General features: G+C 70.0%; 19 protein-coding genes and 1 pseudogene. 11 read left to right on the plus strand and 9 right to left on the minus strand.

Features of this window, described 5'->3' with window-relative positions:
• Positions 1-425 precede the first annotated feature (425 nt).
• The gene (gene prpE / locus LDO11_RS03425) at positions 426-2,312 is read left to right on the plus strand and encodes a propionate--CoA ligase (protein ID WP_232140356.1); all 1,887 of its coding nucleotides are present in this window, start codon (positions 426-428) and stop codon (positions 2,310-2,312) included.
• A 9-nt stretch (positions 2,313-2,321) separates the two neighbouring features.
• Here prpE and LDO11_RS03430 read toward each other — a convergent pair whose 3' ends face one another.
• Both LDO11_RS03430 and LDO11_RS15675 read right to left on the minus strand, forming a co-directional pair.
• Entirely contained in the window at positions 2,322-3,590 is a 1,269-nt protein-coding gene (locus tag LDO11_RS03430) for a citrate synthase family protein (protein ID WP_232140357.1), read from the minus strand.
• Positions 3,580-3,714, minus strand: a complete 135-nt coding sequence (locus tag LDO11_RS15675) for a hypothetical protein (RefSeq protein WP_255683215.1) — start codon at positions 3,712-3,714, stop codon at positions 3,580-3,582. The genes LDO11_RS03430 and LDO11_RS15675 overlap by 11 nt, the downstream gene beginning before the upstream one ends.
• Between LDO11_RS15675 and prpB the strand changes: the two genes are divergently transcribed.
• Both prpB and prpC read left to right on the plus strand, forming a co-directional pair.
• A complete protein-coding gene (prpB, locus tag LDO11_RS03435; protein WP_129136500.1) occupies positions 3,713-4,615 on the plus strand; it encodes a methylisocitrate lyase in 903 nt (300 codons plus the stop codon). The two genes, LDO11_RS15675 and prpB, sit on opposite strands and share 2 nt — an antisense overlap.
• A gap of 112 nt (positions 4,616-4,727) precedes the next feature.
• Entirely contained in the window at positions 4,728-5,882 is a 1,155-nt protein-coding gene (prpC, locus tag LDO11_RS03440) for a bifunctional 2-methylcitrate synthase/citrate synthase (RefSeq protein ID WP_232140358.1), read from the plus strand.
• A gap of 121 nt (positions 5,883-6,003) precedes the next feature.
• Here prpC and LDO11_RS03445 read toward each other — a convergent pair whose 3' ends face one another.
• From LDO11_RS03445 to LDO11_RS03460, 4 genes and pseudogenes are all read right to left on the minus strand, one after another.
• On the minus strand, positions 6,004-6,498 hold the full coding sequence (locus LDO11_RS03445) for a cell wall hydrolase (protein WP_232140359.1): 495 nt from the start codon (positions 6,496-6,498) through the stop codon (positions 6,004-6,006).
• Positions 6,499-6,838: 340 nt separating this feature from the next.
• Entirely contained in the window at positions 6,839-8,884 is a 2,046-nt protein-coding gene (locus LDO11_RS03450) for an NADPH-dependent 2,4-dienoyl-CoA reductase (protein WP_232140360.1), read from the minus strand.
• Positions 8,885-8,966: 82 nt separating this feature from the next.
• The gene (locus tag LDO11_RS03455; RefSeq protein WP_232140361.1) at positions 8,967-9,983 is read right to left on the minus strand and encodes a zinc-binding alcohol dehydrogenase family protein; all 1,017 of its coding nucleotides are present in this window, start codon (positions 9,981-9,983) and stop codon (positions 8,967-8,969) included.
• Positions 9,980-10,893 (minus strand): annotated as a pseudogene (locus LDO11_RS03460) (PhzF family phenazine biosynthesis protein). Before LDO11_RS03460 ends, LDO11_RS03455 begins: the two are co-directional and overlap by 4 nt.
• Before the next feature lie 347 nt (positions 10,894-11,240).
• Between LDO11_RS03460 and LDO11_RS03465 the strand changes: the two are divergent.
• Both LDO11_RS03465 and LDO11_RS03470 read left to right on the plus strand, forming a co-directional pair.
• The gene (locus LDO11_RS03465; RefSeq protein WP_232140363.1) at positions 11,241-12,398 is read left to right on the plus strand and encodes an OmpA family protein; all 1,158 of its coding nucleotides are present in this window, start codon (positions 11,241-11,243) and stop codon (positions 12,396-12,398) included.
• Positions 12,399-12,619: 221 nt separating this feature from the next.
• Complete coding sequence (locus tag LDO11_RS03470) at positions 12,620-13,120, plus strand: hypothetical protein (protein WP_232140364.1); 501 nt, start codon at positions 12,620-12,622, stop codon at positions 13,118-13,120.
• A 70-nt stretch (positions 13,121-13,190) separates the two neighbouring features.
• Here LDO11_RS03470 and kbl read toward each other — a convergent pair whose 3' ends face one another.
• The 3 genes from kbl to tdh all read right to left on the minus strand — a co-directional run bounded on the left by kbl (position 13,191) and on the right by tdh (position 16,507).
• Positions 13,191-14,384, minus strand: coding sequence for a glycine C-acetyltransferase (gene kbl, locus LDO11_RS03475; RefSeq protein WP_232140365.1), 1,194 nt, complete (start codon positions 14,382-14,384; stop codon positions 13,191-13,193).
• Between the two features lie 33 nt (positions 14,385-14,417).
• Positions 14,418-15,317 carry a hypothetical protein gene (locus tag LDO11_RS03480; RefSeq protein ID WP_232140366.1) on the minus strand — a complete coding sequence of 300 codons (900 nt, stop codon included), beginning with the start codon at positions 15,315-15,317 and terminating at the stop codon, positions 14,418-14,420.
• 167 nt (positions 15,318-15,484) lie between these two features.
• Positions 15,485-16,507 carry an L-threonine 3-dehydrogenase gene (gene tdh / locus LDO11_RS03485; RefSeq protein WP_129137323.1) on the minus strand — a complete coding sequence of 341 codons (1,023 nt, stop codon included), beginning with the start codon at positions 16,505-16,507 and terminating at the stop codon, positions 15,485-15,487.
• A 247-nt stretch (positions 16,508-16,754) separates the two neighbouring features.
• Here tdh and LDO11_RS03490 point away from each other — a divergent pair, with 247 nt between their 5' ends.
• The 6 genes from LDO11_RS03490 to LDO11_RS03515 all read left to right on the plus strand — a co-directional run bounded on the left by LDO11_RS03490 (position 16,755) and on the right by LDO11_RS03515 (position 24,535).
• Entirely contained in the window at positions 16,755-18,833 is a 2,079-nt protein-coding gene (locus LDO11_RS03490; protein WP_232140658.1) for a S46 family peptidase, read from the plus strand.
• 49 nt (positions 18,834-18,882) lie between these two features.
• A complete protein-coding gene (locus LDO11_RS03495) occupies positions 18,883-19,530 on the plus strand; it encodes a histidine phosphatase family protein (RefSeq protein ID WP_232140367.1) in 648 nt (215 codons plus the stop codon).
• Between the two features lie 246 nt (positions 19,531-19,776).
• Positions 19,777-21,039 (plus strand): bifunctional tetrahydrofolate synthase/dihydrofolate synthase, encoded by a 1,263-nt coding sequence (folC, locus tag LDO11_RS03500; RefSeq protein WP_232140368.1) that lies wholly within the window; start codon positions 19,777-19,779, stop codon positions 21,037-21,039.
• A gap of 66 nt (positions 21,040-21,105) precedes the next feature.
• Positions 21,106-22,077, plus strand: a complete 972-nt coding sequence (locus LDO11_RS03505) for an SPOR domain-containing protein (protein ID WP_232140369.1) — start codon at positions 21,106-21,108, stop codon at positions 22,075-22,077.
• Positions 22,078-22,235: 158 nt separating this feature from the next.
• Positions 22,236-23,708, plus strand: a complete 1,473-nt coding sequence (gene purF / locus LDO11_RS03510) for an amidophosphoribosyltransferase (protein ID WP_129136486.1) — start codon at positions 22,236-22,238, stop codon at positions 23,706-23,708.
• 2 nt (positions 23,709-23,710) lie between these two features.
• Entirely contained in the window at positions 23,711-24,535 is an 825-nt protein-coding gene (locus LDO11_RS03515) for a ferritin-like domain-containing protein (protein ID WP_232140370.1), read from the plus strand.
• Positions 24,536-24,541: the final 6 nt, after the last annotated feature.

The raw sequence follows: 24,541 nt of genomic DNA on the forward strand, positions 1-24,541 counted from the left end.
CGGGTCTGGCCGGCTCTCGATGCCGGATCTATGAACCTGGAGGACAGCGGCGAACGCCGCTGTCCTTTTTTTTGGGTTCTTCTCTCGATTGAGGGGTTTTCACCGAGCGCGGAGCTTCGCGCCCGGACGCCCATGGCAAAAAGCCAGCCAAAGCCAGAGCACCGGCTGGGCGGTGCGCGGGCGGCCCGCCACGGCCACAGGGGGATGCCCAGCCGGATATCTCCGCGTCCTCCTCCCACATCCGGCCGCCGGCCATCCCCCTGCGTCGGCGGCGGGCAGCGCGCATCACAACGGGGCACTGGAACACGTCCCCCGCGTCCGGACCCGCGCAAGCTCCGGATGGGCCGGGCGTAAGACGAAGGTCGAACTACCGGCAGCGTGGTCGCGGACTATTCTCGGGCGATCGGCTTTCGCGGGATCGCACCATGGACTACGAAGAGGTCTACCGCCGCTCGATTGATGAGCCCGAAGCGTTCTGGGCGGAGGAGGCGAAGCGCATCCACTGGCATGTGCCGCCGCGGCAGATCCTCGAATACTCGAATCCGCCGTTCCGGCGCTGGTTCGTCGGCGGGCAGACCAACCTCTGCTACAACGCCGTCGACCGCCATCTCGACGAGCGCGGGGAGCAGCTTGCGCTGGTGGCGGTGTCCACCGAGACCGGCGAGACGCGCGAGGTCACCTACCGCCAGCTGCATCGCGAAGTGAACACGTTTGCCGCCGTGCTGCAGCGGCTCGATGTGGGCCGTGGCGACCGCGTCGTCATCTATATGCCCAACATGGCCGAGGCGGTGTTCGCGATGCTGGCGTGTGCGCGGATCGGCGCGGTGCATTCGGTGGTGTTCGGCGGCTTCGCCGCGCACAACCTCGCCCTGCGCATCGACGATGCCGAGCCGAAACTGCTGATCGCCGCGGATGCCGGCTGCCGTGGCGGCCGGGTGATCCCGTACAAGGGACTGGTCGACGAGGCCTGCGCGCGCGCCAAGGCGCCGCCGCCGCACGTGCTGATCGTCTCGCGCGGGCTCGATCCCGCGCAGCCGCGCGTCGAAGGGCGCGACGTCGACTACGCGACCCTGCGTGCGGACGTCGGCGACGCCGGGGTGCCGGTCGAATGGCTGGAATCCAACGAGCCCAGCTACCTGCTCTACACCTCCGGCACCACGGGGAAGCCCAAGGGCGTGCAGCGCGACGTTGGCGGCTACGCGGTGGCGATGGCGCAGTCGATGCGCACCATCTTCGACTGCGCCCCGGGCCAGGTGATGTTCTCCACGTCCGATGTCGGCTGGGCGGTCGGCCATTCGTACAACGTGTACGCGCCACTGATCGGCGGTTGCACCTCGGTGCTTTACGAGGGGCTGCCGGTGAATCCGGACCCCGGCATCTGGTGGTCCCTGTGCGAGAAATACGGCGTGCGCACGATGTTCTCCTCGCCCACCGCGATCCGCGTGCTGAAGAAGCACGACATCCGCCATCTCCGCGACCACGACCTGTCGAAGCTTGCGTACCTGTTCCTTGCCGGCGAGCCGCTGGACGAACCCACTGCGACGTGGATCAGTGAGGCGCTCGGCAAGCCGGTCATCGACAACTACTGGCAGACCGAAACCGGCTGGCCGGCGCTCACCCTGATGCCGGGCCTGGACATGCGCCCGGTGAAGTTCGGCTCGCCCGGGTTTCCCAACCTCGGTTACCGGATGAAGGTCGTCGACGAAGCGACCGGCGAGGAGGTCGGGCCGAACCGCAAGGGCGTGCTGGTGATCGAGCCGCCACTGCCACCGGGTTGCATGAGCACGATCTGGCGCGACGACCGGCGTTTCGTCGACAGCTATTTCAGCCACTTCAACGAACTGGTCTACAGCTCGCTGGACTGGGCGATCCGCGACGACGAGGGCTACACCTTCATCCTCGGCCGCACCGACGACGTGATCAACGTCGCCGGCCACCGGCTCGGCACGCGCGAGATCGAGGAGGTGGTGTCGTCGTGTCCGGCGGTTGCGGAGGCGGCGGTCATCGGCGTGGCCGACGCGCTCAAGGGGCAGGTACCGGTGGTGTTCGCCACCCTGCGCGACGCCGGTGCCGACGACGCCGCACGCGAACAGGCCGCACGCGACATGCAGCGCGCGGTGGACACTTCGCTGGGGGCGGTGGCGCGGCCGGCCCGGGTCTATATCGTCAACGCCCTGCCGAAGACGCGGTCGGGCAAGCTGCTGCGGCGATCGCTGCAGGCATTGGCCCAAGGGCAGGATCCCGGTGATCTCTCCACCCTCGACGACCCCGGTTCGCTGGACGAAGTGCGACGCGCGCTGGCGGCGGACTGAAGCAGCCGCTCACGATCCTGCGTCGTCGCCCGGGTGCGTACCGTCCACGCGCTCGTCCGGCATCACGCCGGTGTAGCGGGCACGCGGACGGATCAGGCGGCCTTCGGCCTGCTGCTCGAGTGCATGTGCCAGCCAGCCGGTAACGCGCCCGGCGGCGAACAGCACCAGCGCCGGTGTGGCCGGCAGCCCGTGGACATGGCAGATCGCCGCCAGCATCAGGTCGATGTTCGGGCGCTCGCCGCTGACTTCCTCGGCGGCGGCGATGATCGCGTCCAGCTCCTGCATCACCGCGGTGTCGGCGGCCCCGGCGCGCAGCAGCCGCAACAGTTCGGCCGCGCGCGGGTCGCCCTCCGGATACAGCGCATGGCCGAACCCGGGGAGATCGTCGCCACGCTGCCAGCGCGCGGCGATCACCGCGAGCGGATCGCCCGCGCGCGCCTCGGCGATCAGCGCCCAGGCACGCGCGGTGGCACCTCCGTGGCGCGGCCCAGAGAGCGCCGCGAGTCCGGCGCAGGCCGTCGCATGCAGGTGCGCGCCGGTGGAGGCCACCACGCGCGCCGCGAACGCGGACACGTTGAGTTCGTGGTCGGCGCACAGCACCAGAGCCGCGCGGACCAGCTCCGCGAATGCGGCGTCGTCGGCTCGCCACCCCCGTGCGAGCTGCAGGTGCACCGGGCCCGGCGTACGCTCGGCGGCGACCAGCAGTGCGCAGACATCGCGCAGCAGGCAGGCGGCGATCTCGTGGCGCGCGCGGGGTGCGGCGCTGAAGGCGCCCACGGTATCGAGCGCGAGCAGCGGCAGCGCCGCCATCGTGCGTTCCAGCGGCGGCAGGCCGGCAGCGCGTGCGAGCGGCGCGGCGTCTTCCGGCCACGGGGCGACGGCCACCCGCGCGAAGGGGTCGTCGGCACCGCAGTCCCACAGGAGCCGCGCGATGTCTTCCAGCCCCGCGCCTGCCCGCACCGCGGCCACCGCCGAGCGACCGCGGTAGTAGGGGCTGTCGGCGCGGATCAGCGAAATCCGTGTTTCCAGCACCGGCAGGCCACGGTCGAGGCTCTGCGCCGCGCCCTGTGCCGCCCCCCGGCCACTGCGCTTGCGGCCGGCAAGGCGCTCGACGTCCTGCCGCAGGTACACGCGGCTGCGATGGTCCGCCCCCGGGCGCGAACGCAGCAGGCCGCGGCTGACATAGGCATACAGCGTGGACTGGCTGATGCCGAGCAGCGCGCAGGCGTCGCGCGCGGTGAGCAGGTCGGGAGGCGGGTCGGTGGCATCATTCGGCATGGCGGGCGATATGTTGATCGACATGATCAAGATTGATCAACCCGTCCAGAACTGCAAGAGTGGCGGGCATGGCGGGACGACCGCCACTCCCGCCGGCAGTGCCGGCCTGACTGGAGCCTTCCATGAGTCATCCGTCCACTGGCGCTTCCGCTTCCCCGGGAGCACGGTTCCGCGCTGCCCTTGCCGCCGAGTCGCCGCTGCAGGTGATCGGCGCGATCAACGCCAACCACGCCCTGCTGGCGCAGCGCGCCGGCTTCCGTGCGATCTACCTGTCGGGTGGCGGCGTCGCCGCGGGTTCGCTGGGGATGCCGGACCTCGGCATCAACACGCTCGAGGACGTGCTGATCGACACCCGCCGCATCACCGACGTCTGCGACCTGCCGTTGCTGGTCGATATCGACACCGGTTTCGGCGCCAGCGCCTTCAACATCGAGCGCACGGTGAAGTCGCTGATCAAGGCCGGCGCCGCCGCCTGCCATATCGAGGACCAGGTCGGCGCCAAGCGTTGCGGGCATCGCCCCGGCAAGGAGATCGTGTCGCAGGGCGAGATGGCCGACCGCGTCAAGGCGGCAGCCGATGCGAAGACCGATCCGGAGTTCTTCCTGATCGCGCGCACCGATGCGATCGCGGTGGAAGGCGTGGACGCGGCGATCGAACGCGCACTGGCCTGCGTCGAGGCCGGTGCCGACGGCATCTTCGCCGAGGCCGCCTACGACCTCGACACCTACCGCCGGTTCGTCGACGCGGTGAAGGTGCCGGTGCTGGCCAACATCACCGAGTTCGGCAGGACGCCGCTGTTCACCCGCGACGAGCTGGCGTCCGCCGGTGTTGCGATCCAGCTGTTTCCGCTGTCGGCCTTCCGCGCCGCCAACAAGGCAGCCGAAGCCGTGTACACCGCGGTGCGTCGCGACGGCCACCAGCAGTCCGTCGTGGATGCCATGCAGACCCGCGAGGAGCTCTACGAGCGCATCGGTTACCACGCGTTCGAGGAGCGCCTGGATTCGCAGTTCGCCGCAAAGAAATAAGCGTCGCCACGGCGCCGCGCGGATGGGCGCGGGCCGGGCAGGAACGACCGAAGCCTTCAATCCGTGCCGATCCGGGCAACCCGCGGGCGGCACGCCCCAACGGAGAAACGACATGAGCGACACCACCGCCCCGGCGTTCAAGCCGAAGAAGTCCGTGGCCCTGTCCGGCACCCCGGCCGGCAACACCGCGCTGTGCACCGTCGGCCGCAGTGGCAACGACCTGCACTACCGCGGCTACGACATCCTCGACTTCGCCACCACCAGCGAGTTCGAGGAGATCGCCCACCTGCTGGTGCACGGCAGGCTGCCCAACGCCGCGGAGCTGCGCGCCTACAAGGCGAAGCTGAAGTCGCTGCGCGGCATCCCGGCGGCGGTCAAGGCCGCGCTGGAAGAGCTGCCGCCCTCGGCGCACCCGATGGACGTGATGCGCACAGGCGTCTCGGTGCTCGGCTGCGTGACCCCGGAAAAGGACGACCACAACCATCCCGGCGCGCGCGACATCGCCGACAGGCTGATGGCCTCGCTCGGCTCGATGCTGCTGTACTGGTACCACTGGGCCCACAACGGCCGGGTCATCGACGTCGAGACCGACGACGACTCCATCGGCGGGCACTTCCTGCACCTGCTGCACGGCGAGCCGCCGCCGGAAAGCTGGGTGCGCGCGATGCATACCTCGCTGATCCTCTACGCCGAGCACGAATTCAACGCATCGACGTTCACCGCGCGCGTGATCGCCGGCACCGGCAGCGACATGTATTCCTGCATTGCGGGTGCGATCGGCGCGCTGCGCGGGCCGAAGCACGGCGGCGCCAACGAGGTCGCGTTCGAGGTGCAGAAGCGCTACGACTCGCCCGACGAGGCGGAAGCCGACATCAGGGCGCGCGTGGAGCGCAAGGAAGTGGTGATCGGCTTCGGGCACCCGGTCTACACCACCGGTGATCCGCGCAACGAGGTCATCAAGAAGGTGGCGAAGGACCTGTCGGAAGAGCAGGGCAGCATGAAGATGTACGACATCGCCGAGCGTCTGGAGACGGTGATGTGGGACATCAAGAAGATGTTCCCCAACCTCGACTGGTTCAGCGCGGTGAGCTACCACATGATGGGCGTGCCGACGGCGATGTTCACCCCGCTGTTCGTGATCGCCCGCACCAGCGGCTGGAGCGCGCACGTGATCGAGCAGCGCATCGACGGCAAGATCATCCGCCCCAGCGCGAACTACACGGGCCCCGAAAACCTCGAGTTCGTGCCGATCGAAAAGCGCAGCTGAGCGCTGCGGGATCCGGCAACGTCAACGCAGCAAGGCCGCGCATCGCGCGGCCTTGCTGTCTGGGGGGGCATTGCTTCCGGCGGCAGCGGCGGATTGCCGGCCGGCGGTCATCGCGTGCCGATCAGCCCTTCGCCGCCGCGGCGCTCGCCGAGGCACCGGCGGCCGCACGCGGCGTCAGCCGTTGCACGCGCAGGAAGGTGTGGTCGCCGATCTGTGCGACCTGGTAGGCATTGCGCCAGCCCGGGCTGGCGATCGCATGCGCCATGAAGTGGCTCGCGCCGGGCACGATCTCGGTGCGCTCGCCCGGCGGCAGCGACCAGTTGCGTTCCGCTTCCAGGGCGATCGTGACCGCCTGCGACCACGCCTCGACATTGTTGAGGCGCGTGCGCGGGGACACGATGGTCGGGGCGAACTGCTTGCGCGCGGTGACCACCTCGCACATCGACTCGCCCCACAGGCCGCTGTCCTGCCGCCTCAGGGCGACTTCGGCGACGGCTTTCTGGCCGCGCTCGGACTGGTTGCGGGCTTCCAGGTAGACGGTCGTGCTCAGGCATAACGAATCGGCGGCGGGCTGGGGAAGAATCGATGCCAGCCACAGGATCCAGCTCAGTTGCATGTTCGGTCCTTGCTCCGTTGCGCCGGCCGGCGGCGTCGTCCCGTAGGGAACGGCGGTCGCAGCGGATTCCGGCATGGCGATAGGCACGTCCGGCATCAGCCGGGACGCTCGCGAGGGATTCGCGACAAGGGCAGCGGGCTCTGCGGCACACTTCTGCCCGGGCACCGGAATCGCCGAACGCGACCCGGGCCGGTTCCGGGGCAGGTTGGCCCCGGAAGGTGGGCGCACGGTAAAAGCGCCAATGGCAACGGTTCCTGAATGGGCGGTCCCCGATGGGGTTGCCCTGTTCAGCTTATCCGGAGTAGGCAGCGACGGCTGTTTTCCGGATCGATGGCACCGGCTACAGCGTCGCGGCGAGGCGCGTGCCCTGCGCGATCGCACGCTTGGCATCGAGTTCCGCGGCGACATCGGCACCCCCGATCACATGTACGCGCGCGCTGCCACCGACGAGGGCATCGCGCAGCGGGCGATGCGGTTCCTGTCCGGCGCAGACCACCACGTGGTCGACCGGCAGCGCCTCGTCGACACCGTCGATGCGCACATGGAAGCCGGCATCATCCACCCGCAGATATTCGACGCCGCCGTGCATGCGCACCTGCAGTGCCTTCAGCGCGGCACGGTGGATCCAGCCGGTGGTCTTGCCCAGGCGCGCGCCGGGCCTGCCCGGGCTGCGCTGCAGCAGCCACAGCGCGCGGGCCGGGGCCGGTGGCTGCGCCGGCTGCAGGCCGCCCGGCCGCTCGAAGGTCGGGTCGACGCCCCATTCGCGCATCCAGCGCTCCGGGTCGAGCGTGGACGACGGCCCGGCATGGGCGAGGAATTCGGCGACGTCGAAGCCGATGCCGCCGGCACCGACGATCGCCACCCGCGCGCCGGGCACCACCCGGCCCCGGATCACGTCGGCATAGCCGACCACCTTGGGGTGGTCGTGGCCGGGAAAATCCACCGCACGCGGGCGGACGCCGGTGGCCAGCACCACCTCGTCGAAGCCGGCGAGGGTGGCGGCATCGGCAGGGGTGGACAGGCGCAACGCCACGCCGGTGTCCTCGATGCGATGGCCGAACCAGCGCACCGTCTCGTCGAATTCCTCCTTGCCGGGAATCCGCCGGGCGAGGTTGAACTGTCCACCGATCGCGTCCGCGGCTTCGAACAGCGTGACGTGATGACCGCGTTCAGCGGCCACGGTCGCGCAGGCGAGGCCCGCCGGCCCGGCGCCGACCACGGCGATGCGCTTCGGCGTCTCCGCAGGCGACCAGTTCAGTTCGGTCTCCGCGCAGGCACGCGGATTCACCAGGCAGCTCGCCGTGCGGTTGACGAACACATGGTCCAGGCAGGCCTGGTTGCAGGCGATGCAGGTGTTGATCGCCTGCGTGCGGCCGCCGCGGGCCTTGGCCGCCCACTGCGGATCGGCCAGCAGCGGGCGCGCCATCGACACCATGTCGGCGGCGCCGGACGCGAGGATGGCCTCGGCGACGTCCGGCATGTTGATGCGGTTGGTGGCGACCACCGGCAGCCGCACATGTGGGCGCAGCCTGGCGGTGACGCCGGCAAAAGCCGCGCGCGGCACCGAGGTGGCGATCGTCGGAACCCGCGCTTCATGCCAGCCGATGCCGGTATTGAGGATGGTGGCGCCGGCCGCTTCGATCGCGCGGGCCTGTTCGACGATCTCGTTCCAGTCGGAACCGTCCGGCACCAGTTCCAGCATCGACAGCCGGTAGATCAGGATGAAGTCCGGTCCGCAGGCCTGGCGAATCCGCGCCACCACTTCGGTGGCCAGGCGCAGGCGCCGGCGCAGGTCGCCGCCCCATGCATCGTCGCGGCGGTTGGTGCGCGCGCTGGCAAAGGTATTGATCAGATAGCCTTCAGAACCCATCACCTCCACGCCGTCGTAGCCGGCATCGCGCGCCAGCCGCGCGGCGCGCACATAGGCGCGGATGGTGCGCTCCACGCCCCGGGCACCGAGCGCACGCGGGGTGAACGGGTTGATCGGCGCCTTCACTTTCGATGGCGCGACCTGCAACGGGTGGTAGGCATAGCGGCCGGCGTGCAGCAGCTGCAGGCAGATCTTCGCGCCGTGCGCATGCACCGCGTCGGTGACCAGGCGATGCCGGCGCAGCTGCCCGCGCCACACCAGGCTGCCGGCGAACGGTTTCAGCCAGCCTTCGAGGTTCGGCGCGTAGCCGCCGGTGACGATCAGCCCGACGCCGCCCGCCGCGCGCTCGGCAAAGTACGCCGCAAGGCGCGGCGCATCGCGTGCGCGATCCTCGAGCCCGGTATGCATCGAGCCCATCAGCACGCGGTTGCGCAGCGTGGTGAAGCCGAGATCGAGCGGGGCGAACAGGTGCGGGTAGTGCGGTGCCGCGGCAGCGGCGTCCTGGCGGGCGGGCATCGCGAAATACGCTTGCGTATGGATCGGCGAGGATGCCGGGTCCGGTTGCATCACGCAACGCGCGGCACGGCACCGCCGGGCGTTACCAGCCGGCCAGGACCAGCTTGCCGATGCTGCGGCCGCCTTCGACCCGGCGATGCGCCTCGCGCAAGGTGTCGACGGAGATCGGCTGCAGTGTCTCCGTCAGCGTGCCGCGCAGGCGCCCGGCATCGACCAGCGCGGCCACGCGCGCAAGAATGCGCCCCTGCTCGGCGATATCGGCGGTGCCGAAGCGCGAACGCGCGAACATGAATTCCCAGTGGATGCCGATGCACTTGGCCTTGTACGGATCGCCGATGCGCAGCGCACCCGTGGGCTCCACGATCAGCCCCACATGCCCCTGCGGCGTCAGCAGCTCGCCCAGTGCGTCCCAGTAGTGGTCGGTGTCGGCAAGGTTGAGGGCGACATCCACCGCCTCGAAACACAGAGCCTGCAGCTGAGGGGCCAGTGGCTGGCGATGATCGACGACATGGTGGGCGCCCAGTCCGCTGCACCAGGCGCGGGTCTCCTCGCGCGACGCGGTGGCGATCGCCCGGAAGCCGGCGAGCCGCCCGAGCTGGATCGCCATCGACCCGACGCCGCCGGCGCCGCCGATCACCAGCAACGTCCTGCCGGTGCCACCGCCCTCGATCGAGAACGGCATGCGCTCGAACATCAGCTCCCATGCGGTGAGCGCGGTCAGCGGCAACGCCGCTGCCTGCGCGGCATCCATCGACGCCGGCGCGCGCGCCACGATCCGTGCATCGACCAGCTGGTACTCGGCGTTGCTGCCGGCACGGGTCACGTCGCCGGCGTAATAGACACGATCGCCCGGCGCGAAGCCGCGCACCGCGTCGCCCACGGCATCGACGGTCCCGGCGGCGTCGAACCCCAGCACCCGGTGGTCGGCACCGGCAGGCAGCGGCGCACGCCGGAGCTTGGTGTCCACGGGGTTCACCGAGACCGCTTCGATGCGCACGCGGAGATCGCCGGCACCCGGCGTCGGCATCGGCAGGTCACGCTCCTCGAGCGCGCGAGGGTCCTCGGCCGGGCGTGGGCCGGTGGTCACGATGGCTTTCATGGCGTGGGCTCCTGACAGGTCGGGGAGGGCGGCGACATGGTGGAGGCCGCGCACGGCACCGCGGTGCCGGAGACGATGATGCCCCTGGAGCGCGGGATGTCGACGACCAGCAGGCCGGGCCGGCCCATCCAGTCGCCCTGGCGGATGCGGATGCGCGCCGGCGCCGCGATCATCCCGGCGTCGCGCAGATAGCCACCGAGTGCGGCTGCGGCGGCGCCGGTCGCGGGGTCCTCGACCACGCCGCCCACCGGGAACGGGTTGCGCGCATGGAAAAGGTCCGCGCGCTCGCGCCACACCAGCTGCAGCGTGGTGAGCCCGTCCTCGAGCATCAGCGCCTTCAGGCGTTCGAAGTCGTACGCAAGCGATGCCAGCCGCGCCGCATCGCGCACGGCAAGCACCAGGTGCCAGGCGCCCGCGTAGGCACGCGCCGGAGGAATGCGGTGGTCGAGTTCGAGGTGCGTCCGTCCCAGCGCCGCCAGTGCGGCATCGACCAGCCCGGGCGCCGCGGCCGCGTGGCGTGGCACGACACTCGTCAACGCGGCCTCGCGCACGCCGTCGCGCTGCGTGACCATCACCGGCACCTCGCCGGCCGTGGTCTCCAGCAGATAGCGTCCATCGCCGCAGGTCTCGCCCAGCACGATGCCGGCGGCGATCGTCGCGTGGCCACAGAAAGGCACTTCCACTTCGGGCTGAAATAGCGCGCGCTGCGTACGTTGCCGGTACCCGCAACGAACACTGTTTCCGAGAACCCGACCTCCGCGGCGATCCGCTGCATCACCGCCGTTGCGGGCAGGATGTCACCGATCCACACGCCGGCAGGATTGCCGCCGGCCGGATCGTGGGAGAACGCGGCGTAGCGGTGGAGCATCGCGGTCATGTCGTTGTCTCGGCTTGTGGGGCGGCGCGACATCCATGGGGGCTGCACGTGCACGGTGATGCCGGCAAGTAGCGCGAGGTGCGCGGCGGTCAGGCCGTGCCAGCCGCTGCTGCGGACATCTGCGCGGGGCCCGATGATCAGAATCGTATGCACGCTTGGACGCGGCGTCGCTGCGCTGGCTGCCGTTCGCCGTCCCTGACTGTGGAGGCCGGGTCCGGAGTTGCCCCAGATTGGCACCCCGCAACTGTTATGCTAGCGTTAACGGCGTCTTCACAGGCCTGACTCTAGGCTACGCCGGCGATGATTGCCTGACGCGATCTCGACGCAATCACAACAAACGATGTAGATGCTTTCCCCCCCTTGATCAAGGAGCTGAACGAATGAAAAAGAAACTCCTCTGCGCCGCGCTGCTCGGCGGCCTGGGCCTGGCGCACGCTGCCAGTGCGCAGGAGTTCGACGATCGCTGGTACCTGACTGGCTCCGTCGGCTACAACTTCCAGGACGAGGACCGCCGCACCAGCGACGCCCCGTTCGGCAGCATCGGCCTGGGCAAGTTCATCAGCCCCAACTGGTCGGTCGACGGCGAGATCAACTACCAGAACCCGAACTTCCGCAGCGCCGCTTCGGTGGATGGGTCGAACCCGAACCTCAACTGGAGCCAGTACGGCATCTCGTTCGACTTCCGCTACCACTGGCTGCAGGAAGGCCGCACCTGGAACCCCTATGCGCTGTTCGGCGTCGGCTACCAGCGTTCGGAAGAGGAGTTCGACAACTTCCCGAGCCCGGATTCGCCGGGTAAGCGCAAGGACGGCAACTTTGCCGCCAAGGTCGGCCTCGGCCTGCAGGGCACGTTCGAGAACCGCGTTGCGGTGCGTGCGGAAGTCGCGCTGCGTGGCGATTTCGACGACAGCAGCTACGCCGCCAACGGCGCGCAGGACTGGGCGGGCTACCCGCACAACCAGTCGGAGAGCTACTTCACCGACCTGATGGCTTCGGTCGGCGTCGTGATCCCGCTCGGCCCGCCGCCGGTCGCTCCGGTCGCCCCGCCGCCGCCGCCGGCCCCGGTGGACAACTGCGCCGACCGCGACAGCGACGGTGACGGCGTCAACGACTGCGACGACCGCTGCCCGAACACCCCGGCAGGCACCACGGTCGGCCCGGATGGCTGCCCGGTTCCGGTCACCATCGACCTGCGTGGCGTGAACTTCGACTTCGACCGCTCGACCCTGCGTCCGGACGCCGTCGCCATCCTCAACGAGGCGATCGAGATCCTGCGTCGCTACCCCGACCTGCGCGTTGAAGTCGCCGGCCACACCGACTCCGTCGGTACCGACGCCTACAACCAGGCCCTGTCGGAGCGCCGCGCGCGCGCCGTGTACGACCACATCACCGGCGCCGGCATTGCTGCCAGCCGCCTGGTGGGCCCGACCGGTTACGGCGAGAGCCGCCCGATCGCGCCGAACACCAACCCGGATGGTTCGGACAATCCGGAAGGTCGTGCGCGCAACCGCCGCACCGAGCTCAACGTCCAGAACTAACGGACGCACGCTCGAGTTGAACCAGAAAGCCCGGCCCCTGGCCGGGCTTTCTGCTTTTCGGCGTGAGCAGGAGCATAGTGGACAGGCGCGCGGCCACCCATCGGCGCCAGAACGATCGACCACCAGCGCCGCGACAGCTGAATAGGTCGTTCCAGAACAAGGACTTGCGGCTGCTACTTCAAGCTGTTTACACTCCACCGCACTTTCGCCGGGGAACCACCATGCACAAGGTCATCGCCACGCTGCTGCTCGCTGCAGCACCTGCTCTGTCGTTCGCGTCCGATTGCTCGCTTCCGCGTCCGGTTGCAGCCTCGCCGACCGCGGCGACGGTCCTGGGCGCGGTGTCCCCCGAGCTGGTGGCGCCCGCGTACCGTCCGGGTGCACGCGGCGGCGTGCTTGCTCCTGATGTGGATGAATCGCAGTCGCTGGAACAGGTGCTGCTGCGCATCCAGCTCGAAGGCTGTCCGCAGCTGAGCGCATCGGCGGCGACGGTCGACCCGAACGACCCGTCCGTGTACCAGCCGAAGACGGAGTTCGACAACACGCCCTGGCGTTTCGACATGCAGCAGGAAGGCAAGATGATGACTGCCGACGAGTTCGACGCATGGATGAAGGCACGTGGCGTACGCGTTGCGCGCGGCGTGCAGCCCCCGCCTCCGGCAGCGGATGCGGTGCCGGCAGAGACCGAAGCCGCCGCGCCGGTGCCGACGTCGAGCAATTGAGTCCGTCTCCTGCTCCATGAAAAAGGCCCGCGCAAGCGGGCCTTTCTCGTCAGGGCGTTCGCGGCGTGACTCAGCGGCCGACGACGCCCAGCTCGCGGCCGATCCGGGTGAACGCATCGATGGCACGGTCGAGGTGCTCGCGGGTGTGCGCCGCGGAGATCTGCGTGCGGATGCGCGCCTGGCCGTCGGGAACCACCGGGAAGAAGAAACCGATGGCGTAGATGCCCTCCTCGAGCAGGCGCTCGGCAAAGCGTTGCGCCAGAGGGGCGTCGTAGAGCATCACCGGGCAGATGGGATGGTCGCCTGGCTTGAGGTCGAAGCCGGCGGCGGTCATCCGCTCGCGGAAATAGGCGGTGTTGCTGCGCAGCCGGTCGCGCAGGCTGCCGGCGGCGTCGAGCATCTCGAAGGCCTTGATGCCGGCGGCCACCACGTGCGGCGGCAGCGAGTTGGAGAACAGGTAGGGGCGCGAACGCTGGCGCAGCAGTTCGACCACCTCGCGCTTCGCGGTGGTGAAGCCGCCGAGCGCACCGCCCATCGCCTTGCCTAGGGTGCCGGTATAGATGTCGATCTCGCCGAGCACGCCCTTGACCTCGGCGGAGCCGCGGCCGGTCTCTCCGAGAAAGCCGGTGGCGTGGCATTCGTCGATATGCACCAGCGCGCCGTACTCCTCGGCCAGCGCGGTGATCCGGTCGAGCGGGGCGACGAAGCCGTCCATCGAGAACACCCCGTCGGTGGTGATCATGATGGTGTGCGCGCCGTCGGCCTTCGCCTGCTGCAATTGCTTCTCGAGATCCGCCATGTCGCAGTTGGCGTAGCGGTAGCGCTTGGCCTTGCACAGGCGCACGCCGTCGATGATCGAGGCATGGTTGAGCGAGTCGGAGATGACCGCGTCCCCGGCGCCCAGCAGCGGCTCGAACAGGCCGCCGTTGGCATCGAAGCAGGCTGCGTAGAGGATGGTGTCCTCGGTGCCGAAGAAGTCGGCGATGGTCTGCTCCAGCTGCTTGTGCAGGTCCTGGGTGCCGCAGATGAAACGCACAGACGCCATACCGAAGCCGTGGCTGTCGAGCGCGTCCCTGGCGGCGGCGATGATGTCCGGGTGGTCCGCGAGGCCCAGGTAGTTGTTGGCACAGAAGTTCAGCACCGTGCGGCCATCGGCCAGGGTGATCTCCGCCGACTGCGGGCTGGTGATGACGCGCTCGGACTTGAACAGGCCCGCCTCGCGGATTTCGTCGAGGGTGTCGGCGTAGTGCTGGGTGGAAGACATGGAGAGGGGCCTCGGGAAACGGGGCCTCGGATTCTACGTGCCGCCTTCGGCATTTGCGCCGCGGTCCGGGTTCATCACCTGGACCTGCAGCCAGCTGTCCCAGAGGGACTGGAGCGCCAGGAGTCCGCCCGGAAGGCCGTGCCGCCCGCCGTCGGAAGCCAGCCACTGCTCGAATGTGGCGCCGCCCGCGATTGCGCTGCTGATCGGCATCAGGATGCGCGGATCTCCACTGGTTTCGGCCAGGAAAAGCGCCATCAGCAATGACTGCCCATAGAAGCTGTCGAGGCCGGCAAATCCGTTGCCCGTGGTCACCATCATCTGCACACCGGATTCGGATCTGGGTCCGCGGGCGAGTGCACGGGCCAGCGCGGCCGAGCGCACGGGATGCTCGGCCTCAACGAAGTCGATCAGGCCCGGGATCGTGCGCGGCCGGTGCTTTGCTGCGTCCATGAACGAGGCAAGGTGGCGGGCCTGGGCTTCAGGCTGCTCCATGAGGATGGCGGCCGCCTCGTCCAGCCAGTCCGGAGCCGGTGTGCCATACCGGTCCTGCAGCGAACCTTCCGTGTCGGGGAAGTAGATGGCGCGATACATCGCATGGCCGACCTCGTGACGCAAGGTGACTGCGTCCTGTTCCGCCGCGCGGGACAGCGCCTGATTGATCCGTGCGCGATCCATGCCGGCCTGGCGCATGGCCCGCTCGGTCATCGACCGCTTCGCACGGGTTGGGAGCCAGACCTGGGCGTATTCCAGTCCATGGGCCCTGGCGAAGTCCTGGGCCGCGGTCGGGTCCAGGCTGGTGCTCAGGATCAATGCACCCACCGGAACACGGCCGAAGTGCAGCCCGAAGCGCTGCGCGGCCTCACCAAGTGCGCCGGCCGCAACGTTGGCTTCGCGCTCGGAGTCGGCATAAGCCAGACCGTGGGGAGCAGCCACGCAGACCGGCGCGGGGGGTGTTTCAACCGCAGGGCATTGCGGCCCACTCGCGGTTGCGCCCGTCGAGACCAGCAGTGTCGCAAGCAGAAACAGATGTGGAACGCGCATAACCTTCCCTGGTTTGGTCCGGGACAACGGCAACCGTCCGCCTGCGGCTGGCTTCTGGCTCAGTGCCAGTCGAGCACGACCTTGCCGGACTTGCCGGATTCCATCAGGTCGAAGCCCTTCTGGAAGTCGTTGGCGGGCAGCTGGTGGCTCAGCACCTTGCCCAGCGGGAAGCCGGACAGCACCAGCTGGGTCATCTTGTACCAGGTCTCGTACATCTTCCGGCCGTAGATGCCCTGCACCGTGAGGCCCTTGAAGATGATGCGGTCCCAGTCCACGCCGGCACCCTTGGGCAGGATGCCGAGCAGGGCGACCTTGCCGCCGTGGTACATGCAGTCGAGCATGTCGTTGAAGGCGCGCGGGTTGCCGCTCATCTCCAGGCCGACGTCGAAGCCTTCCAGGTGCAGGTCGGCCATGACATCCCTCAATGAGGCGTTGGCGACGTTGACCACCCGGGTGGCGCCCATGTCGGCGGCCAGCTTCAGGCGGTAGTCGTTGACGTCGGTGACCACCACGTTGCGCGCGCCGATGTGCTTGCAGATGCCAGCGGCCATGACGCCGATCGGGCCGGCGCCGGTGATCAGCACGTCCTCGCCCACCACGTCGAATTCCAGCGCGCAGTGCGCGGCATTGCCGTAGGGATCGAAGAACGCCGCCAGTTCGGAGGGAATCTGGTCCGGGATCGGCCACAGGTTGGTCGCCGGCATCACGATGTAGTCGGCGAACGCGCCGTTGCGGTTCACGCCGATGCCGTTGGTGTTCGGGCACAGGTGCTGCTTGCCGGCGCGGCAGTTGCGGCAGTGGCCGCAGACGATATGGCCTTCGGCCGACACCCGCTGGCCGATGGTGTAGCCCTGCACGCCGGGGCCGACCTCGGCGATGCGGCCGACGAACTCGTGGCCGATGACCAGGCCCGGCGTGATGGTGCGCTGGCTCCACTCGTCCCACAGGTAGATGTGCAGGTCGGTGCCGCAGATGGCGGCCTTCTCGACGCGGATCAGCACTTCGTTGGGCCCCGGCACCGGCACCGGCACCTCTTCCATCCAGATGCCCTTGCTGGCTTCGCGCTTGACCAGCGCGCGCATGGTGGTGGGCCGGTTGCTGTCGGGCATGTGGGGTGTCCGTGGGTCTGGAAAAGAAGCGGAATTATACGTCCCGGGGGCTGTCCCGCCGGCCAATGCGACCGCGGTGAGGACGGGTCGGGGGTATGGCGCGCGGCACGGCCGGTAGACTTGGCCCCCCGTCACACCGGAACGATGCCTGATGACCCGTCGCCTGATCGCCGCGCTGCTTGCGCTTGCCGCCGCCACGCCCGCCATTGCCGGCGAGGGCATGTGGGTTCCGCAGCAGCTGCCGGAGATCGGCGACGCGCTGAAGCGCACCGGGTTGCGCCTGCCGGCCTCGCAGCTGGCCGACCTGACCGGCGATCCAATGGGCGCTGTGGTCTCGCTGGGCGGGTGCACCGCCGGCTTCGTCTCGCAGCAGGGCCTGGTGGTGACCAACCACCACTGTGCCTACGGCGCGATCCAGCTGAATTCGACGCCCGAGAACAACCTGATGCGCGACGGCTTCAATGCCGCCGCCCGCGAAGGCGAACTCAGCGCCGGGCCGAACGCGCGCATCTACGTGCTCGACTCGATCCGCGATGTCACCGGCGAGGTGCAGGCGGCGATGGCCGCGGCGCCCGACGCGATCGGCCGCACGCGGGCCTTCGAGGCGATCGAGAAGCGGCTGGTGGCCAGTTGCGAGTTCCGCCCGGGCTACCGCTGCCGGCTGTACGCCTTCGACGGCGGCAACGCCTGGCGGCTGTTTCGCAACCTCGAGATCCGCGACGTGCGCCTGGTGTACGCGCCGCCGGGTGGCATCGGCAACTTCGGTGGCGAGGTCGACAACTGGACCTGGCCGCGGCACACCGGCGACTTCGCCTTCTACCGCGCCTATGTCGGTCCCGATGGCCAGCCGGCCGACCACGCCGCGACCAACGTGCCCTACCAGCCGAAGCGCTTCCTGCGCTTCGCCGAGCGACCACTGCGCGAAGGCGACTTCGTGATGGCCGCGGGCTACCCCGGCAGCACCAACCGCTACGCGCTGGCCGCCGAGTTCGAGCAGACCGCGCAGTGGATGTATCCGACGCTCTCGGCGCATTACAAGCGCCTGCTGGAGCTGGTCGAGACCGAGGGCGCGCGCAACCCGGAGATCGCGGTGCGCTATGCCAGCACCGTCGGCGGCTGGAAGAACGCCTCGAAGAACTACGACGGCCAGCTGGAGGGGTTCGCGCGCATCGACGCCGCGCAGCGCAAGCGCGCCGAGGAAGACGCGGTGCTGGAATGGCTGCGTGGGCAGGGCGAGGCCGGACAGCCGGCGCTGGAGGCCTATGCCGACGTGGTGCGGGTCAACGAAGCGGCAGGCGCCACCCGCGACCGCGACCTGATCACGAGCCAGCTGCACCGGCTTGGCACGCTCGGCGTGGCGATGACGCTGTACCGCAACGCCATCGAACGCAGCAACCCCGATGCCGACCGCGAGCCCGGCTACCAGGAGCGCGACCAGGCCACGATCCAGGGCTCGCTGCAGCAGATGGAGCGTCGCTACCACCCGGAGATGGACCGCATCCTGCAGCGCTACTGGCTCAGCGAGTACATCAAGCTGCCGGCCGGGCAGCGCGACGCCGCGATCGACACGTGGCTGGGCGGCAACGACGCCGCGGCCATCGAGCGTGCACTCGACCGCCTGGCAGGCACCCGCCTGGGCGATCTCGACGAGCGCATGCGCTGGCTGACCGCCGACCGCGACGCGTTCGAGCGCAGCCGCGACCCGGCGATCCGCTATGCGATCGCGGTCACGCCGTCGATGCTGCGCCGGGACATCGAGCGCAAGGCGCGCGGTGGCGACCTGTTGCAGTCGCGTCCGCGCTATCTCGCCGCGGTCGCCGACTGGCGCCGTGCCCAGGGCGGTGCGGTGTACCCGGACGCCAACGGCTCGCTGCGCATCACCTTCGGAAAGGTCACCGGCTACACCGGGCTGGATGGTCGAGCGCACTCGCCGTTCACGACCATCGACGAGATCCCGGCGAAAGCAACCGGGGAGGAGCCGTTCGACGCGCCGCAGGCGCTGCTGGATGCGGTCGCCGAGCGCCGCCACGCCGGGCTGGCCGAGCGCCGCCTGCGCAGCGTGCCGGTGAACTTCCTGTCCGACCTCGATGTCACCGGCGGCAACTCGGGGTCGCCGGTGCTCGATGCGCAGGGCCGGCTGACCGGCCTGCTGTTCGACATGAACTGGGAATCGGTGAGCTCGAACTGGGTGTTCGACCCGGCGATGACCCGCACCATCTCGGTCGACCAGCGCTATCTGCGCTGGATCATGCGCGAGGTGTACCCCGCGCCGGCACTGCTCGAGGAGCTGGGACTGTGACCACGGCGGGCCTGCTACGCTCCGGCGTCACACATCCGAAGGCACGCGCATGAGGATCCTGCTGGCCCGGCATGGCGAGACGCCCTGGAATGCGGAAGGCCGCTACCAGGGGCAGGAGGACATCGCGCTGTCGCCGGTGGGGATCGGCCAGGCGCAGGCACTCGGGCGTCGGCTGGCCGACGTGCGCATCGATCGCGCGGTGGCCTCGCCCCTGCAACGGGCGCGACGTACCGCGGAGCTCGCCCTTGGCCCGGAGCGCGCCGGCATGCTCACCCTCGACGACGGCCTGCGCGAGATCGGCCACGGCAGCTGGGAAGGCCTGCTGGCCGGTGAGATCCGCGAGCAGCACCCCGAGCTCGCTCGCGCCTGGCGCGAGGCGCCGGACACGGTGCTGATGCCCGGGGGCGGCGAATCGCTGCAGCATGTGATCGACCGCGCCTGGCCGGCGCTGACGCGCGCGATGGCCGGCCTCGCCGCGGACGACACCCTGCTGGTGGTGGCCCACGATGCGGTCAACCGGGTGCTGCTGTGCCGCGTGCTCGGCATCCCGCTGTCGCGGCTGTGGACCTTCCGCCAGGCGCCGACCACGCTGAACCTGCTGGAAGGTGCCACGCCGGATTCCCTGGACGTGGTGCGCCTCAACGACTGCGCCCACCACACCCCGCTGTTCGGCGAAGCGGTGCACCGGGCGCTGTAACAGCGCCGCGGGCTGCGAGATTCGCGGCCATTGCCGCTGCCCGGGGCGCATCCCAGGGGCGCTCCCCCCGGCCGGAGTCCGCGTCCCGCTGCCACGGCCTGCTGTCCGCACGCCGCCGGTGTACGTGGCGGGCGGCGCGGACTTCTGCAGAGCGGCGGTGGACGCACCGCTCGCCCATACCGACCAGTTCGTTGCCGAAGTGCTCTGGTTCGCTCCCCGGTGGGGCGAAGAACCTAGAATGACGCGATGCCCGACACCCTCCCCGAGTGGCTCGAATACATCGAGCAGCAGCATCCCCGGTCGATCGAACTCGGGCTCGATCGCGTGCGTGCGGTGGCGGCGCGCATGGGCCTGGAGGCACCGGCGCGGCGCGTCATCACCGTGGGTGGCACCAACGGCAAGGGTTCGACGGTCGCCTTCATCGAGGCGATGGCGCGTGCCGCCGGCTGGCGCGTGGGTGCCTACACCTCGCCGCATCTGCTGCGCTACAACGAACGCGTGCGCGTCGACGGTCGCGAGGCTGATGACGTGGCGCTGGTCGCCGCGTTCGCCGCGGTGGAGGCGGCGCGTGGCGATGTCGCGCTGACCTACTTCGAGTTCGGCACCCTCGCGGCACTGCGGCTGTTTGCCGCCGCCGATCTCGACCTGGCCGTGCTCGAGGTCGGCCTCGGCGGTCGACTGGACGCGGTGAACCTGGTGGATGCCGATGTGGCGGTGATCACCACGGTGGACCTCGACCACCAGGACTGGCTGGGCGACGACCGCGAGGCGATCGGCGCGGAGAAGGCCGGCATCGCGCGGCCCTGGAAGCCGCTGGTGCTCGGCGAGACGCAGCCGCCGTCGAGCGTGATCGGCCATGCCTACCGGATCGGCGCGTCGGCAATCGTCTACGGCAGCGATTTCTTCGTCGATCCCGTCGATGCGCAGCACTGGCGCTGGCGGGAACTGGATTTCACCCTCGAACTGCCGCGCCCGCGACTGGCCGGCGACATCCAGCTGCGCAACGCCGCGGTGGCGATCGCGGCGCTGCGCGCGCTTCCCGACGACTTGCCGGATGCCGCGTTCGTGGAGGGTGTCGCCGCCGCGCGCATCGACGGCCGGCTGCAGCGCTTCGAGCCGCGGCCCGGTGTCGAGGTGCTGGTCGACGTGGCCCACAACCCGCAGGCCGCGCGCACCCTGGCGGCCGAACTGGCCGCACAGCCGGCGGCGGGGCGCACGCAGGCGGTCTATGCGGCACTGGCCGACAAGGACAGCGTCGGCGTGGTGGCGGCACTGGCCAATGTCATCGACGACTGGCGGGTGGCCGGGCTGGCCGGCGCCCGCGCACTGGATGTCGATGCGTTCGCGCGGCGCCTGCGCGGCACCGCGGCCGAGCATGCCGTGCCCGCGGCCACCGTCGACGAGGCCTTGCGGATGGCGCTGCCCGCCGCCGCGCCGGGCGACCGGATCGTCGTGTTCGGCTCGTTCCACACCGCCGCCGAGGCGCTCGCCGCGCTCGGTCCAGGTTAACTGCGCCTCAGAAGGCGGCACGGGCGCCCGCGTATAATGCGCGCGCCCTCGTTTCGCGAGATGTCGATGGATTCCGGAGTCAAGCAGCGCCTGATCGGCGCAGCGGTGCTGGTCGCGCTTGCGGTGATCTTCCTGCCCATGCTGGTGAAGGGGCCCGCCCCGGCCACGGGCAGGTCCGGGCTGTCGCTTGAGCTCCCCGACGCGCCCACCGACCGGGTGGTGACGCGCGACCTGCCGCTGATGGCGCCGGCGCCTTCCGATGACAGGGCAGTACTGCCCGCCGCGGAACCGGAGCCTGTGGACGCCGCAGCCGCCGACGGCGAATTCCCCACGGTGGACACCGCGTCCGTCGAGCGTGCCGACGCCGACGCGGACCCGGCTGCGGCTGGCGCCGCGCTGCCTGCCGCCGTCGCCGGTGGCGGATATGCCGTGCATTTCGGCAGCTACGGCAGCAGCGTCAATGCGGACACTGTGGTCAACCGCCTGGCGGGGGCGGGGTTCCCGGCGGCCAGCAGTGAGGCCGCCACCGCGGGCAAGCCGGTGTGGCGGGTGCGGATCGGGCCGTATGCCACCCGTGCCGAGGCCGAAGCGGTGCGCGTGGCTGCCGCCGAAGTGGGCACCAACGATGCCCGGGTGATCGCGCTCGATGCCGCCGCCGACGCGCCACGCACCGCTGCCACGTCTCCGGCAGCGCGGCCGTCCCCGCCTGCGGCAACCCCGACGCGGCCGCAGGACGTGCCGGCACCTGTCGCCCAGCCCACCCCCGCGCCGCCAGCAGCGCCCGCGCCGGCCGCAGCCGCGGGAACCGGGTTCGTAGTGCAGCTGGGCGCGTTCCGCAATGCCGCCGACGCCAACGCCATGCGCGACCGCCTGCGCGGGCTGGGCTTCAGCGCCTTCACCGATACCGTGCAGAGCGACCGCGGCCAGCTGACCCGGGTGAAGGCCGGGCCGGTGATCGACCGTGCCGAAGCCGACCGCCTGCGCTCGCAGATCCAGGGCCGGGCCGGCATCGACGGCATCGTGCGCTCGCACCCCTGACACCCCGCGACATGTGACGCCGGCACCGGGGACGGTGTGCTGCACGGGACCATGCCAGCCGCGTGGCCCGACCCGGACCGGTGCCATACGGTCCATCCAGCCCGGAGGTGCGCGGAGCGCGCTGACGGGTTTCCGCTTCCAACACAGGTGACAACTCCATGTGCGGCATCGTCGGTATCGTCGGGACCTCGGAAGTCGCGCCCGCCCTCTACGACGGCCTGACCGTCCTCCAGCACCGTGGCCAGGACGCCGCAGGCATCGCCACCGCCAGCGGCACGCGGCTGCGCGTGCACAAGGGCAACGGCCTGGTGCGCGAGGTGTTCGATGCGCCCGCGATGGAACTGCTCGGCGGCAACATCGGCATCGGCCATTGCCGCTACCCCACGGCGGGCAGCGAGGGCAGCGACGAGGCGCAGCCGTTCTACGTCAACTCGCCCTACGGCATCGCGCTGGCGCACAACGGGAACCTCATCAATACCGATGCGCTGCGTCGCGAGGTGTTCGAGACCGACCGCCGCAACATCAACACCGAGTCGGACTCGGAGGTGCTGCTCAACGTCTTCGCCCACGAGCTCGATCGCCAGCGCGCCTTGACCCCGGAGGCCGCGCTCGCCGCGGTGGAAGGCCTGCACCGCCGCGCCCGCGGCGGCTACGCGGCCGTCGCGCTGGTGCTGGGCCTGGGCCTGGTGGCGTTCCGTGATCCCAACGGCATCCGCCCGCTGGTGCTGGGGCGACGGCAGTCGGCGAGCGGCGTCGAATACGCGGTGGCCTCGGAATCGGTGGCGCTCGACATCCTCGGCTTCGAGCACCTGCGCGATGTCGCGCCCGGCGAGGGCCTGGTGATCACCGCCGACGGCGCGCTGCACCACCGTGCCTGCGCGGAACCCGGCGACAGTGCGCCGTGCATCTTCGAATACGTGTACTTCGCGCGGCCCGACTCGATGATCGAGAACATCTCGGTGCACAAGGCGCGCATGCGCATGGGCGTGACGCTGGGCGAGAAGATCCTGCGCGAGCGGCCCGACCACGATATCGACGTGGTGATCCCGATCCCCGACACCTCGCGCGATTCCGCGCTCGAACTCGCCCACGTGCTCGGGGTGAAGTACCGCGAGGGTTTCATCAAGAACCGCTACGTCGGGCGCACCTTCATCATGCCGGGGCAGGGCGAGCGCGCGAAGTCGGTCAAGCGCAAGTTGAACCCGATCCCGCTGGAGTTCCGCAACCGCGTGGTGCTGCTGGTGGACGATTCGATCGTGCGCGGCACCACCTCGAAGCAGATCGTGCAGATGGCGCGCGACGCCGGTGCACGCAAGGTCTACCTGGCCTCCGCGGCGCCGCCGGTGCGGCATCCCAACATCTACGGCATCGACATGCCGTCGGTGGAGGAGCTGGTGGCCAATGGCCGCAGCGAGCAGGAGATCCAGGAGCTCCTGGGCTGCGACTGGCTGATCTACCAGGACCTGGCCGACCTCGAGACGGCTGTGGCTGGGCACAAGTTCCCCGGCAAGCGTTTCGACAGCTCCTGCTTCAGCGGCGAATACGTCACCGGCATCGAACCGGGCTACTTCGAACGCCTGCAGCAGCTGCGCTCCGACGACGCCAAGAACAAGCGCCGCGCCGGCCCCTGAGCATGGCCGCGACGTTGTTCGAGGCCGCGCGCGCCTGCCTCGACGCCACGACCATCGACGACAAGCTCGCGCTCACCTTCCGGTGGGCGCGGGCGTTCGCTGCAGGGGCGCTTGCGGTACCGGCGGATGCACCGGCACCGGAGCCGATCCGCATGCCCGGGCGTCCGCCACGGCCGGGGCTGGTGCATCCCCGCGACCTGCCGCGGCGTGGGCTGGGCACGGACGCCGGGCGCGCCGCCTTCATCCACGCCATCGCGCATATCGAGTTCAACGCGATCGACCTCGCCTGGGACGCGGCCTACCGCTTCCGTGGCCTGCCGCCGGCGTTCCATGCCGACTGGGTGCGCATCGCCGAGGACGAGGCGCGGCATTTCACCCTGTTGCGTGGCCGCCTGCAGGCGCTCGGCCACGACTACGGCGACTTCGACGCCCACAACGGCCTGTGGGAAATGGCCGAGAAGACCGCGCACGACGGGCTGGCGCGCATGGCGCTGGTGCCGCGCGTGCTGGAAGCGCGCGGGCTGGACGTCACCCCCGGCATGATCGTGAAGCTGCGCGCGCTGGGCGACGACGCCACCGCCGACATCCTCGCGGTGATCCTCGAGGAAGAGGTCGCCCATGTCGCGGCCGGCAGCCACTGGTTCCGCTGGTACTGCGCGCGTGCAGGCATTGCGCCGGAGCCGCGGTTCCGCGAACTGCTGGCCGAATACGCACGCGCGGTGCTGCACGGTCCGTTCAATATCGATGCGCGCGCCGCCGCGGGTTTCAGCGAGGACGAACTCGCCGCGCTGCAGGCGGCGGCGTCGGATCCGCAGGCGCGCCCCTAGGCGCGG

The sequence above is a fragment of the Alterluteimonas muca genome, from assembly GCF_021191595.1.
GTDB lineage: Bacteria > Pseudomonadota > Gammaproteobacteria > Xanthomonadales > Xanthomonadaceae > Luteimonas > Luteimonas muca.

Coding starts and splice junctions, on each gene's coding strand:
- prpE (WP_232140356.1), top strand. CDS start 426: ATGGACTACGAAGAGGTCTACCGCCGCTCGATTGATGAGCCCGAAGCG.
- LDO11_RS03430 (WP_232140357.1), bottom strand. CDS start 3,590: ATGCCGAATGATGCCACCGACCCGCCTCCCGACCTGCTCACCGCGCGC.
- prpB (WP_129136500.1), top strand. CDS start 3,713: ATGAGTCATCCGTCCACTGGCGCTTCCGCTTCCCCGGGAGCACGGTTC.
- LDO11_RS15675 (WP_255683215.1), bottom strand. CDS start 3,714: ATGGAAGGCTCCAGTCAGGCCGGCACTGCCGGCGGGAGTGGCGGTCGT.
- prpC (WP_232140358.1), top strand. CDS start 4,728: ATGAGCGACACCACCGCCCCGGCGTTCAAGCCGAAGAAGTCCGTGGCC.
- LDO11_RS03445 (WP_232140359.1), bottom strand. CDS start 6,498: ATGCAACTGAGCTGGATCCTGTGGCTGGCATCGATTCTTCCCCAGCCC.
- LDO11_RS03450 (WP_232140360.1), bottom strand. CDS start 8,884: ATGCCCGCCCGCCAGGACGCCGCTGCCGCGGCACCGCACTACCCGCAC.
- LDO11_RS03455 (WP_232140361.1), bottom strand. CDS start 9,983: ATGAAAGCCATCGTGACCACCGGCCCACGCCCGGCCGAGGACCCTCGC.
- LDO11_RS03465 (WP_232140363.1), top strand. CDS start 11,241: ATGAAAAAGAAACTCCTCTGCGCCGCGCTGCTCGGCGGCCTGGGCCTG.
- LDO11_RS03470 (WP_232140364.1), top strand. CDS start 12,620: ATGCACAAGGTCATCGCCACGCTGCTGCTCGCTGCAGCACCTGCTCTG.
- kbl (WP_232140365.1), bottom strand. CDS start 14,384: ATGTCTTCCACCCAGCACTACGCCGACACCCTCGACGAAATCCGCGAG.
- tdh (WP_129137323.1), bottom strand. CDS start 16,507: ATGCGCGCGCTGGTCAAGCGCGAAGCCAGCAAGGGCATCTGGATGGAA.
- LDO11_RS03490 (WP_232140658.1), top strand. CDS start 16,755: ATGTGGGTTCCGCAGCAGCTGCCGGAGATCGGCGACGCGCTGAAGCGC.
- LDO11_RS03495 (WP_232140367.1), top strand. CDS start 18,883: ATGAGGATCCTGCTGGCCCGGCATGGCGAGACGCCCTGGAATGCGGAA.
- folC (WP_232140368.1), top strand. CDS start 19,777: ATGCCCGACACCCTCCCCGAGTGGCTCGAATACATCGAGCAGCAGCAT.
- LDO11_RS03505 (WP_232140369.1), top strand. CDS start 21,106: ATGGATTCCGGAGTCAAGCAGCGCCTGATCGGCGCAGCGGTGCTGGTC.
- purF (WP_129136486.1), top strand. CDS start 22,236: ATGTGCGGCATCGTCGGTATCGTCGGGACCTCGGAAGTCGCGCCCGCC.
- LDO11_RS03515 (WP_232140370.1), top strand. CDS start 23,711: ATGGCCGCGACGTTGTTCGAGGCCGCGCGCGCCTGCCTCGACGCCACG.